Annotated in this window: 10 protein-coding genes; 8 read left to right on the top strand and 2 right to left on the bottom strand. The window is 35.1% G+C overall.

The features are described from left to right. Positions 1-48 precede the first annotated feature (48 nt). From Q0779_RS08295 to Q0779_RS08285, 3 genes are all read left to right on the top strand, one after another. Positions 49-615: a hypothetical protein gene (locus Q0779_RS08295; RefSeq protein ID WP_298771523.1), complete on the top strand. Its 567-nt coding sequence runs from the start codon at positions 49-51 to the stop codon at positions 613-615. A gap of 182 nt (positions 616-797) precedes the next feature. After that, complete coding sequence (locus tag Q0779_RS08290; protein ID WP_298771521.1) at positions 798-1,868, top strand: DUF3541 domain-containing protein; 1,071 nt, start codon at positions 798-800, stop codon at positions 1,866-1,868. Next, positions 1,865-3,406 carry a M14 family zinc carboxypeptidase gene (locus Q0779_RS08285; RefSeq protein WP_298771519.1) on the top strand — a complete coding sequence of 514 codons (1,542 nt, stop codon included), beginning with the start codon at positions 1,865-1,867 and terminating at the stop codon, positions 3,404-3,406. Before Q0779_RS08290 ends, Q0779_RS08285 begins: the two co-directional genes overlap by 4 nt. A 48-nt stretch (positions 3,407-3,454) precedes the next feature. Here the strand turns inward: Q0779_RS08285 and Q0779_RS08280 are convergent, their stop codons facing one another. Then, a complete protein-coding gene (locus Q0779_RS08280; RefSeq protein ID WP_298771517.1) occupies positions 3,455-4,954 on the bottom strand; it encodes a peptidase in 1,500 nt (499 codons plus the stop codon). 840 nt (positions 4,955-5,794) lie between these two features. On the opposite strand from Q0779_RS08280, the gene Q0779_RS08275 reads away from it, so the two are divergent. Further along, positions 5,795-6,262 (top strand): GNAT family N-acetyltransferase, encoded by a 468-nt coding sequence (locus Q0779_RS08275; protein ID WP_298771515.1) that lies wholly within the window; start codon positions 5,795-5,797, stop codon positions 6,260-6,262. 127 nt (positions 6,263-6,389) lie between these two features. Then, positions 6,390-6,680, top strand: coding sequence for a putative quinol monooxygenase (locus Q0779_RS08270; RefSeq protein ID WP_298771657.1), 291 nt, complete (start codon positions 6,390-6,392; stop codon positions 6,678-6,680). Positions 6,681-6,758: 78 nt separating this feature from the next. On the opposite strand, the gene Q0779_RS08265 is transcribed toward Q0779_RS08270, so the two are convergent. After that, entirely contained in the window at positions 6,759-8,042 is a 1,284-nt protein-coding gene (locus tag Q0779_RS08265; protein WP_298771513.1) for a hypothetical protein, read from the bottom strand. Between the two features lie 676 nt (positions 8,043-8,718). Between Q0779_RS08265 and Q0779_RS08260 the strand changes: the two genes are divergently transcribed. The 3 genes from Q0779_RS08260 (at position 8,719) to Q0779_RS08250 (ending at position 13,327) form a co-directional block, all read left to right on the top strand. Next, entirely contained in the window at positions 8,719-9,468 is a 750-nt protein-coding gene (locus Q0779_RS08260; protein ID WP_298771511.1) for an MBL fold metallo-hydrolase, read from the top strand. A 287-nt stretch (positions 9,469-9,755) separates the two neighbouring features. Continuing rightward, complete coding sequence (locus Q0779_RS08255; RefSeq protein WP_298771509.1) at positions 9,756-12,110, top strand: Ig-like domain-containing protein; 2,355 nt, start codon at positions 9,756-9,758, stop codon at positions 12,108-12,110. Positions 12,111-12,454: 344 nt separating this feature from the next. Then, positions 12,455-13,327 carry an NAD(P)-dependent oxidoreductase gene (locus tag Q0779_RS08250; RefSeq protein ID WP_298771507.1) on the top strand — a complete coding sequence of 291 codons (873 nt, stop codon included), beginning with the start codon at positions 12,455-12,457 and terminating at the stop codon, positions 13,325-13,327. The last annotated feature ends 11 nt before the right edge of the window (positions 13,328-13,338 follow it).

Below are 13,338 nucleotides of genomic sequence, written 5' to 3'. Positions count from 1 at the left end.
GCTTAAGCCGTTCGGATCCACTTAAGTTGTTGAATAAGGAGAGTCATCATGAAGCAAGTATTATTGTGGGTGATAAGTATGAGTTCGATAATTATGGGTATTGTACCTGTTCAAGCAAAAGATAAAAATACTAATCAGTTACTGGAACAATCTAGAATTCAAACCAGTGATTTATCAAGGCAAGAACACTACCTATTAACAACAGAGAAAAGTGATTTTGGGGCTTACAAAGTGGAGCATCAACTTGCGTTAGTGCCTCAAAGTATTGCAGCGGTTGACTATACTACAGAAAGTTTGGGGACGATGTCTGTTGTTAAAAGTGCAAGGCCCATAAAACGTGTTGTAGAAGGGACCTTAGCTCGAAATGTATTAACCAATAAGTTAGCGCCTATTTCAGGTAATATAACGGTGTTATTGGCTAAAGATGTGACACTTGATAACGTCGTGCAAGCAACTGGGTTGAGTGTTGTTTCATCGTATAGTGGTACTCAATTAGCGGTGTTAAAAGTTCCCGCTAATGAGGATGTCTTAATAGCCGCTAAGCAATTAAAGGCGTTAGATTTAGTCGTACAAACAAAGATTGAAGTGTTAGATGTTGTATACGAATCCTATTAACGTTTGAGGTATTAAATTGGTGTTAATAATACATACCATAGGTATAGTATAAATATTTATGGTTTGTGTAAAAAATAAGTTTTTAAGTTAATTTATATCTATTCATGATTCTGAAATGTAACCCAACTATTTTACTTGAAAAGCTGTGCTATAATTTAATTTTAATTAATGTAGAGATAGTTATGTATAAATTAGTGTTATGTCTGTTTTTTATTATTTATTCGGATGTGACTTTTTCAGAAGAATTAACACAGAAAGAATTAACAGATGCAGCATTTAGTATTAGAGAAAAATATAATGCCCAGTTATATAAATTGCCAGCATCCAAAATGAGTCATTATGGGTTAAGAATGTTTCGCCAATCAGGCAATGATGCTTTTAATACTACTGTTTGGGTGGATATGGCACTAAAAGCAAGTAGCTTAAATAAAATAAATGAAAATATTTCCTCCGAAAAGAAAATTGAAAGTTATGCGAATGAAGTTAATAGTAAGTTTAAAGATACTGATCCCATTAGGAGGCAATTACGTGTTAATAGCTTTAAAATAATGCCTGAGTATTTATTAATCGCAAGTCGATTACTGCCAGCAATGGCAAGAATAGATGAATATGGTTTAAAACATGTATCGGATAAAAAATTTAGACAGATTATTCTAAGTCAGGATTTTAAATTATATTTTTCTGATCCTAATATGATACGCGCTTGGGCTGCACAACTGGCTAATCAAGTTTACTGGTTAAAACAGTTGAAAATAGAAAACTTAACGGATTATTTTGCTTCCTCATTTAGAGAAGTGTATCCAGATAAGATCGATAATCAATTAACTGATCAGCAATACAATAATAAACTATATGGCATGACTCATTTTATTTTTCCTGCCTCTAATTATTATCAAAAACCAGTAAATGAGGATGATTTTAAATGGATTTATGACTATTTTAGAAAGAATATTGATACAATATTAGAAAGGTCAAAGGCTGACGTAATTGCTGAAGTTGGCATTTCATTTTTGCTTGCAAATAAAGAGAATGATCCTGTTGTTAAAAAAGTTAAAGAATATATTTATCATTCAATTGATAAGTCAAGAAAAATAATACCTTCAGAAACTGGTAGTTTTGATTTAGCGTATGGAGAACATAGAAACGTACTTGCTATAATGCTACTTGATTGGCAGGGGACTTACAGTCGACCCACTTATAAAAATAATGCATCGATGTTTACTAATCTTCCTTATGGTTTAGAAGTGAAATGACTTGTTTATTAAGAAATAAAAATAAACAACTACTTATTTTGATGTTGTTCTTTATTGGGGAAGTCATTTTAGGTTCTAGTCCTGTGTTTGCTTTGACGCAGAGTGATGATATAGATTTCTATAATCAAAAAATAAAAGCTGCAGAAGTTAACGGTATTTTGTATAAGCTAGCGTTAAAAGATAAACGCATAAGTGTTAAGGCAGTCGGTTATTCCGAAAATAAGCAGCCTATTGTTAAAGTGAGCCTAGTATCACTAAAAAAGAATGACGCTGAATCTAAGGTGAAAGTGTTAATTGTAGCCGGTCAGCATGGTAATGAGCCTTCAGGCACGTTGGCTATATTGTCGTTTTTAGCGGGATTAGGTGGTGATAAATATAACAAGTTATTAAATCATGTTGATATTGATTTTATTCCGTTGGTGAATCCTGATGGTTGGAATAAAGAGACGCGAGGGAATGGAAAGGGCATTAATATTAATGCGGATTATGTATTGCTGAAGACACCAGAAGCAAGGGCTGTTGTGAGTGTCATCAATACTGAGTCACCTAATATGCTGTTAGACATTCATGAATCTAGCACATATAAGTCAGTACTGACAGGAAAACAAGGGTATTTAACGGATGTCGTTAGTCAACTGGAGACCAGTAATAATGCAAATGTCTTTAAGAAAATACAAGACTTTGCTAATGATCATTTTTTACCTGCTGTTATGAAAGAAGTATTCTATCAAGGAAGCAGCGCTCAGAGGTATCAAGGGGCAATAATGAGGCTTAATCAGCCTTTAACGGGGGCCAGATCCACGATTAATACATTAAGGAATTATGCTTCTTTTCATGATGTATTATCTATTTTATTAGAGAGTAAAAAAGATTATCAGAAGCGGCACTTTTCAACGCCTGAGAATATAAAAGAAAGAGTGAAAAGACAAAAAATTGCCTTGAATAGTGTGTTGGATCAAGTTGTCATTGATAAAGCTAATATTTTAGCGTTGACGTGTTGCAAAGAAAGCATTAATCAGAAGATTATTGCGAATGTAAATTATTCCTTGAACAAATTAAAACTGAGTAGAAACATTTCCTTAGTTAATATAAATACAGGTTTAAGAGAAATCCATTCTTTTCCTAACTGGAGTGACATGACTGCGAGTCAAACTTATCAAAGGCCTGTTGGATATGCGATTACGGATAATGAAGGACAACTAGCCACTTGGTTGTCTTTGCATGGCATTCAAGTGATACAAGCGAGTAAAGGTGAATGGTCTGGAATTAATCTGCGCCTGAAAGAGAGAGAAGAGCGTAAAGAGGCGGGGATTGGTGCAAGAATCGAGATTATTTTTCATTTTGATGAAGAAGAAAAAGTGTTAAAACTGAACCCTAACAATTTGATTGTTCCGTTAAATCAACCTTTAGGTGTGTTAGCAAGTTTACTATTGGACCCTAGGTCAGCTTATGGTCTCTATCAAAGCCAGTATGAAAATTTAACACTTAATCAAGTTCCTAGTATAGTCCCGCTTAATGCGATGAAGCCTTTTAAATAAAGCGGCATGAAGACCCAAATCTGTTATTGATTTGGGTCTGCTGCTGTGCTATTTACTGGCACGTTTTACCAGTTCATAAACAACTTTAGTGAGAGGTTGATTTTTATTTGAAGCACTTATGGCACGTTTTTGCCAATAAGTCGGAATAGAATGCCCTTCCTTCCATTCGCCATAGACCTTAGGATAGGACTGTGCAATGGCCGTTGTTGTGGGCGTCCATAAGAAATCGGGGTGGGCATTAGAGTACCATTCTCCTCCAATTATTTTTCCTTTCTTATCTAATTCTAAATCATAGAAATAATCAACAGTAACGGTATGGTCATAATGTTCATTATCGGTTTTATTGTGAGTTGGGCTTGTTTCAGATAAGTATTCCAGTTCCATTTTGACACCCACAATATGAGTGGCATTATTTGCACGATAAGATTTAAATTTATCTTCCTCATAATCATCAATATTGATGATGGCATCTTGAAGATTATCTTTGGCTTTATTGGATATCAAGTTAACATATTTAAGCTTGTAAGATAAAATAGGTTGATTCCAGACTTGATAATCATAGGTTGCGTCCATCACTAGGCTGCGTTGGCTTATTCCTATTTGATTTAAAACAGCGGTATGGAAACTGCCTGGGTTATTGTCAAAACAGCTTTGTTCTATGATGCGCCCATTTTCATCTTTTTCTGGATCTTTGATATTGCATCTTTGTCCCATAAAGTGACTTTGATAGGGGGCGCTTGCCCAAAGTAGGGTACTTAATGCCTTGATATCAGATGGGTAAAAAGTTAAGTTCTCTCCTTTTGCATCTTTGACATTAATGGCATTTTTAGGCCTGTCCATCATATAAGCGGCTGCAGCCCATCCATGACATAAGCCCATCCATCCTTCTACTTCACCATAGGAATCAAAGTATTCTTTACCAGAGTTCCACGCACTTTTAGTGAGACTCATATTGGCATCTCCTACCAATAAGTCATATTTTTCAGCAGGAGACAGATCTTTTCTGTCATCATTAATATATTGTTCTGTTGGCTTTACTATGTGAGAAAAGTCATAATATTCTTGCCAATTATTGGCCGATGGGGAGTCAGCATATCGCCAAGCACTCGCACCGGAGTAGAGTGGCCAATAGGTGTCTGACCATGCGGTTCGCGGTAAGTGACTTTCTCGACTTGCTTTATGATCAAGTTTGATTAAGTTGGTTTCAATATTAAAACCGAGATCAACCAAATTGGCGGGATTATCCGTGTTATAATCTATTCGACTCAATTCACCAAAATTGATAGGTTGTCTATTTTTTTTGATAAACTCTGCTCTGGATTTATCTTTTAAAGAAACAAATTCATTACCCGTTATTTGCTCTTTAGAAAAATAGAGGGTGGGAGTATTTTGAGTGTTACTGTGCTTCTCTGGCAGTTCATCCATTATCTTAGTAGGGTTATTATGAAATTTTTCAAAAAAAGGAACGACATTATCAGTTGCATAAGATGAAGCAGACATAGAAAGCAAAATAGTACTTATTGATAATGACAATATATTTTTATTCATGGTATTTCCCTTATTTCAAATATAAAAATGATGATGCTTGGTATTATCGATTCATTTAAATAACTCATTGGTAATATTATTAATAAGTTATTTTTATTCTAAGGTTCTGTATTTAAATCTTATGTGATTTCGATATTGAAGGTATAACAAGAATTCACTTGTGTAAATGATATTTATTACCACTGTTTTTTTTGTTTTATATGAGAATACTCTTAATTTTATAATGTTGTTAATTGTTTTTCAGTAGGTTTAACTAAATTAGAATTAGTTTTATTTCGTTTTTTATTATTTACACTGGCTTTTAGCTGTATTAGTTTTTGGTGTATAAGTTTTATATGTTTCTAGCTCTTCCTGTAATGTTAATTTGTTTAACATTATTTTTTTATTTTTTTTAGACTTATGTCTATTAATGAATGTTTTTCATCATTTAACGTCAACCATGAATTATGATTTTAAAAATGATGATCTTTTCTTGTTGAAAAACAATTTTTCTAATCTCTATTTTAGAAATCTCTGTTTGAATATATTTTGAGCTGATATTCCATTTTCCAAGAACATTTGCTTTTTGAGCATTGAGCAGTTGTTGAGATAATTCAATGAACATCAATATGAAGTAGGAGAAAATGATGCGCATGAAGTGTAATGGCTAATTTATATTGAGTGAATATTTATTATTTGAAAATAAATCATAAATATATACAGTTTGTTTTTTTTGAGTGTTGCAATGGTATTTGTGAGTTGTTGAACTTAGTTTTATAAGAAAAGTTATATAGTGTGATTTCTGTATGCTATTTTATTGGGTTACATGGAGCATATTACTCATAGAGAAGGAGCAATGACATGGAAGGGGTGCATATTCGCCACGCTACTGCAGGCGATATACGAAAAATGAGTCATCTGATGGTGTGTTTGACGGAAAAATACATTACTTTAGGGTTAGCCGATGATGTTAAAGCTAAGGTATTGGCTTCTTTCTCTGTTGATGGATTAGTGAAGGCCTTCAGTGAGCAGTGTGATTATTTTGTTGCGGTTGCCGATAAGCGGATAGTCGGCGTTATTGGTATGAAAGAAACCTCTCATCTCTACCATTTATTCGTAGCGGAAGCTTTTCAGGGGAGAGGGCTTGCAAACCAACTTTGGCAAGTGGCGAAAAAAAATGCGTTAAATATGCAAAATTTGACTCACTTTACGGTAAATTCTGCTGTATCGGCGCAAACTGTATATAAAAACTGGGGCTTTAGGGTAATTAATGGTGTGAGAACACGAGAAGGTTTTTCTGATGTGCCGATGAAGTTAGATCTAGTTTGAACATGATATTTCAAAGGACGGTATCCTATTATCAATTATTTTTTGATAGTGTATAGAGAATTAACCTATATATCATAGTGAATTAAAGCACTATAATTTTTTCACTTCGTAAATAAAGAGAAAAATGATGACAAAATTGACGATTGTGGCACGTATTCAAGCCAAACAAGATAAAGTGAATTTGGTGAAGTCTGAATTAGTAAAGTTAATTGAACCGACTCGACAAGAAGCAGGTTGCTTGCAATATGATTTGCATCAAGATAACACGGATCCTAGTGTGTTCATTTTTTATGAAAATTGGGAAAATCGTGAGTTGTGGCAAACACATATGGGAAATACCCATTTACAAGCTTATATGGCAGCAACGGATGGGGCGGTTGAAAGCTTTATGTTAAATGAAATGACGCATATTGCTTAATATTTCATAACTGTAATCCAAGCATTGAAAAGCTCGCAAGATTGCGAGCTTTCATTAAGTTAATCAATGGTGTTTATTTTATTGAAGCCCATTTTGTTTTCTAAAATCAATTTCTTCGCTAGACATTATCCAGTGAGGATCATCAAGAGAAATATTGAGTGATGATGCAGATATAACGGTTTTTGTGACAGGCTCAGCATCAGAATTTGAGCTCGATAGCGCAAAACTCATTGATTGTGTATTAATGCCATAATCCCCCCAATCATTTTGGTATTCATCATAAATATAGCTATTGCCATTATCATCGATATAACCAATCTCTAACCATTGAGTAAAGGTACGAATAGAAGTTGCTTGATCGATTTGTCCTTTAAAAGTAAAGGTTTTATTATCCCATGGATTCAGATAGGTTGCTGTGTAGGGAAAAGCGGCACTGCTTTGATATACATTAGCTTTCATTGCATAAATTGTTTTAGAAGGTACGACTAAACTGGCAACGGTTGTTGTAGAGCTGGAATCGCTGGTTGAGCTGCTTGCACCTACGGTATCTGAAAATGATGTGGTGACAGAATAGGACCATTCTTCTTTAACGGTAGCAAAACCTCCCGCTTTAATATCAACCCCTATCTTTACTCCCATGGTCGCGCTAACACCCTGTGTACTTGACCATGAGTCAGTTGAACTTTCTCCTTCAGTATAGGTAAGCCTAACTTGCATAGACTGTTCTGTGCTTGTGCTATTTGAAGCCACGTTATCAGATAAAAAAGCTTGTTCAGCATTGCCAACATTGACAGTTTGATCAAATTCAATATTTTGTAATTCAAGTGTTAGTGGCTTTGCATTAACGGCTGAAATACTCCAAATTTTACTGTCTGAAGCAGTTCCCCAAAAACCGACGAGTGCTCGACCATAAGAGAAAGCTTGTTCGTTCCATTTGTCCCATCCATTACTGGATCCCCAGTATAATTCATTTCCTAGGTTGGTCCATAAGCGGATCCTAGAAATAGAGCCTTCATTTTTTTGATAAAAGCGGACTTTTTCGACATATTCATCACCCCCTAAAGTTTTAGTTGTACCACTACCGTTAACATTACCAACGGTCATATCTTCACTATAAAGATAATCAATTTTAATGCCTTTGATATATTCAGCATTGTTGCTGTAAATAGTGATAGATTTTATTTTATCGCCTGGCTTTTGTGTTTCAGTCCAGCCAGTACTTAAATCAAAACTGGAGCCTTTACTGCTTTTTCCGGTATACACACTTGAATTGTGATTAGGTGTTAAATAATCGGAAATAATGTCAGCTGATACGAAATTTGAAAAGAGTAAGCATGTGATTGCTAGATATTTTGTTTTCATTTGAGATCCCTACTACATATTTATTATGTTGTTATTAGTGAAACAATTAATTAAAAATAATTAAGTTTCGTTAATGAAACTAACTTAATCGTTAAAGTTGGATCAATTATTAATCAGTGACTAATAACAAATAATGCAGTAAAAAATATGAATTATCTGTAACTTAAAACATGACAGCAGATTAAAATTAATGTTCACATGTTATTTTTTGAAATAAAAAACTAAATAACGCGTTAAATTAGATTTTTCGACATAAAAAATGGAAGGGCAATATTTTGGCCTTGTTCAGATTTCTTTTTTGTGACTTGTTTTGTATTGGGGGAGTATTTTGTTTATTTGTTGCAGATATGTTTAATGTTTGTGTTGCGTGCTCTCTTTAGTGTGCTAATGCCGAGTTTGAAAAGTGCTAATAATATGCTGGTATCTCATTATCATCTATTAAATAAGGCCTAGTTTACTGCCATGACATTTGTAGTTCTCGTATCTAACCGTAAAAGTCATGATTGTGAGTCATAGCAATCATGGGTTCAGAACTTTTTTATCGGTATATTTCAACGCAATTTTTGGCTATTGATGGAGCTAATATTATCCAGCGGATATTGCATTAACTTGAGTGGTCTGATGAGTTGGCGCATAATGACAGAGAATACAGTTGGTTTTGAGGAATGAAATACTGATGCAGTTACATCCTATTGCAGGTTACATACAAACTATCTATTTAGTTGAATACTCTGATAAATTGTTATTGCTCGATGGTTGTAGTCGTGCCGATATTCCATTATTAAAACACTATATAGGTGTAAAATTAAGACGGCATTTACAAGATTTAAAATTGGTGGTGGTTACGCATATGCACCCTGATCATGCTGGTGCGGCGCATAAATTGCGAGATATAACAGGTTGTAAGATTGCTGCTGCAAATGTATCGGGGCAATGGTATTCAGGTCTCGATGGTAAATTGATGCATTTAACCGATATATTATTAACCTTGTGGGTGGCAAAAAAAATGAAAAAACCACGGCGTAATATTTATTACTCTGCTCAATTAAAAGCAGATTATTATCTTGATGATGGTGATTTATTACCAGGGTTTGATGATTGGCAGGCACTTTATACGCAAGGTCATACTGATAGAGATATCTCCCTTTACCATGCATCAACTGGCCGTTTATATGTGGCGGATTTACTGGTTAAAGTCAAATCTAAGTTTATTCCCCCTTATCCCATTTTTTACCCGAATCGTTATCGAGATTCACTTCAAAAAGTGCAAGCGCTGGATCCAAGCATTGTAGCATTGGCCCATGGCGGAGAAGTACAGTTAACAGAAAAAGACTATCAATCTTTATTGCAACGTGCGCCGACAATCCCCATGACCCATTGGCGTTCGGTGAAGGCAAAATTGAAGAAAGTGATTTTTAATCGCTGACACTTTTAGGTGTGCTTTCCATATTTCTTGGCTTTCAGTGCTGCTCTTAATGATGTGTCGTCTATATAGGTGATTATCACTGGGATAATAAATAGACAATTTACTGATTCATTTTTTTCTCAATTTGACATACTCACATGCCATTTATTAATAAACATTATGAGTTGTGATGGTGGGTTTTAGGCAAGTTTATATACGTAACAATGATTGAACATGGAAGTTTGAGTGTCGCTTTCAATGATGATGTGTGAGTGAGGCTCAAATCGATAATTAAAGAGGGAATTTCAGTGAAAAATAATCGATTGATAATGATATTAGCCATAATGTTAGTGAGTTGTGGTAGTGATAATGATGGCAAAATTGATCCAGAAAAAAATATTGTACTTGAGCCTGTTTTACAAAACGATCAAGTTGAAGTGATAGATGGCCAAACTGTTGAAGTTGATGTGCTGAGTAATGATAGTTTCAGCTCAGGAAATTTGTTGATTACAGATATTGTGCAGCAGCCAGTTTTTGGTAGTGCGACAATTACGGATAATAAGATCACTTATGTACCGAATACAGGTTATGCGGGAATTGATAGGTTAACTTACAGCGTGAATAATGGCCAAGCAATAGCAAATGTGGACATCAGTGTATTTCAAAGTGTGACTTTATCAGGAGAAGTGAGCGATGAGTCTTTAATGGGGGCAGAGGTTAGTCTCAAGTCGGCTGAAAAGTTATTTTCGACGAAAATAGATCAGCTGGGCCACTATCAACTTTTTGTATTAGTCGGCCAATTGAATGAGCCATTATTGTTATCTGCGAAAGGACTTGCAGAGAATGAGCAAAGTGAAATTGAATACCGCTCTTCTTTGGGACAAGCGCAAGCAATACTTGAAATGGCGGGAGAGTCACGCGTGCTGGAGGCTGAACAATTTGACCCATTGAATGTTTCACTTATCTCTAGTGCGGTGTATTTATATCGATTAGAAGCAGAATTAAAGGAAAATAGTGAAGTTTCAGAGTCAGCTACGGCTTATTTAGAGGCATTAGCAACTGAAGACTTGATGTATACAGTAGGCTTTATGCAACTACTGAACAATCATGATGATTATGATGTTATAGAGGGAGAAACAAATTTTAGTATATTGTTGCCTGATCCGTCAGTGGAGTATGCTGAAAATGAAGCGACTGCATATTCTGTTCGTGGATCTATTTTTCAATACTTGACTGATAATCAATTGGTTGATGGAGATAAACCGATACAAGTTTTTCAAATTGATTTGGCGAATTCTATCGATAGTTTATTGAATAACGCTAAATCGTTACCACTTTTTACTGCTGATAAATTGCAAAATAAGATTTTATTAAAGCTTGATCCTATCAAAGAAGGTTGGTTGCCTTTAAAAACGACCAGCTTCTTACTGGCTGATGGAGGCGATGGGGCGATGTCATATAGCCATTTTACTCCTTACCCAGCAACGCTCAGTGAGATGAGTTGGTATCTAAATGAAGGTCAATTAGCGATGTCACTCATTTATCCTAGTGATGATTTTTTACTTTTTAATGATTGGGAAATTGAACTTGAAGGTAAATTTGATTCAGAACAGTTAATGGAATTAAAGCTCTTTGTTGAACAATATAATATAAATCAACTAAGTAAGCATGTTACTGAGAATCAAACGATTCACTTGCTGCATGAAACACAATTGAGTTTTAAAGTGGTTATCGATACAGTGAAAACCGAAGAATATCGCTTTATTCTAAACGGTGAAAATTGGGAGGGAGAACCACTTATTTATCAAGCGCCAATCGAGCGTCAATATAGCACTTTTCAGCATCATTTTGACACCATTTGGCAAAACACTCAGTTAGTTGATCTAACCGGAAGTTGGGCTTTACCATTAATTTATGATTCAGAATTATATTTAAATCATTCAGGATTTATGTCTGCTTTTGATTTAATAACACTTTCTAATGATAGAAGTGAAGGTAAGTTCTCTGATTTCCAATTTATAGCACAAATGATTGATGGTGAATTGAGTCTTGTGGAGGGGGATGTTGAGTTTCGTATTTTGCCTTTTAAAGCCTCCGAAGGCATATTATTTGCTCAAGTGAAGTATTTAAAGGCGGGGGAGTTAATCAGTTTTTACTTTCAGCCGATAGTCCAGTTTGATAATTCTTATACGCAATTTATGGATAACTTAGTTATTGAATTACCTAAGGTGTATTTATCAGGTTATCCTGTTTATCACGCCGATGCTTGGGAGGGAGATAGTCTGAAACTAGAAAATGTATTTGGCAGCAGTTTCATGTCAAATGGTGAGATGAAATATAATATTTCTAAACAAGCTAACTATGAATATTTTACTTCTCAGGAAGCACATTGGAATATGTTCAATAATGAAATAATCCAGAGGGTTGAGTATAACTATGGCGAATACTCATTTTCCATTGATAAACATTGGGAAGTTTTAACAGTCGATAGCGGAGGACGCACTTGGCTTATGGAAAATAGGATTTACTCGTCTGAGAGTATTAATGAAGACGTTCAGCCAAGCTATTATATTCTTACGCCTAGGCTCAATATCATCACGCAAGGTGATTTAAGTGAATACGAAGACACATGGCAAAATACCTTAGACAGAGGTGGGTTATAGCTTTTGTATTTTAATATAGGCGAATATTAACGGAAATTTTCTCTGTTACCTGATTGATATGGAAAATAGCCCATCTTTCTGATGGGGTATTTTTTGGAAATAACCATGCGAGAGAATAGTGATAAAGATAGATAGGGCAGCCTTTGTGATGAAAAAACATTTTAGCATATTGAAATAAAGTTAAAATGATGCGGTATTTTGATTCATAGTATTGCTTGGTAGTTTTCAGTTTTATAGGCCACACTTGTGAAGACATATTTTTAGTGGGCGTGTGGGTCAGAATTAAGTTCTTGAACCAATAATTACATACTCTCTACAAATAGTATTAATCAAGGTGGGTATTGATGGTGATTAAGAAGCAAGGTGTAGGCTTTATTGGATTGGGGCTAATGGGGAAGCCTATGGCTGAACATATCATGAAAAAGGGATATGTTCTTTATATATGGGGAAGGGATAAAAATAAGTATTCTGATCTCATTCGTGATGGTGCTGTATGGTGTGCTAATCCGAGTGTCTTGGCAGCAAAGATCGATGTTTGTGTTTTATGTGTAACAAGTGGGGAAGTGGTAAAAGAGATATTATTTGGTATAGAAGGGTTCTTCTCAACAGGTAATAAAAGAAAAGTCATTATTGAGCACTCGACACTATTGCCGTCAGATGCAATGTCCATTGCCACTAAAGTTAAGTTATTTGATAGTTATTACTTGGATGCGCCTGTGACAGGATCGGTTGTGGGCGCACAAAATGCGAGTTTGGTCGCGTTTATGGGAGGTGATAAGTCGATTTTCAAACAAGTGGAAGGGTTGTTAGGAAGTTATTGCTGCAAAATGACTTACATGGGAGATAATGGTGCGGGCCTGAGTACAAAAATGTGTAATCAAATTGTGCTGGCTAATATATTGCTATCAGCATTTGAAATGGTTTCATTTGCGAATAATTCCCATTTACCGATAGATAAGGTTTTAGGTGCATTACAAGGAGGGCTTGTTGACTCCAAAGGATGGCGCCTATTTTGTCAAAGTGCTAAAGATCCAAAAGCTGCTGATGCGACGTTTATTAAAAATGTTGTGAAAGATTTACGCTATATTGTTGCCTCGGCTAAGCATAATGGTACCCAGCCTTTAAGTTCGAAACATAACTTAGACTTAATTGAACCTTTTATCGATATGGGCTTAGGTGGTGAAGATGTTAAAGTCTTGAATCGACTCTTTTCATAGTTCTTGTAGAG

Origin of the sequence: uncultured Shewanella sp., assembly GCF_947491715.1 — a bacterium.
Taxonomy (GTDB): Bacteria; Pseudomonadota; Gammaproteobacteria; order Enterobacterales; family Shewanellaceae; genus Shewanella.
This window is presented reverse-complemented; position numbering and strand designations above follow the sequence as displayed.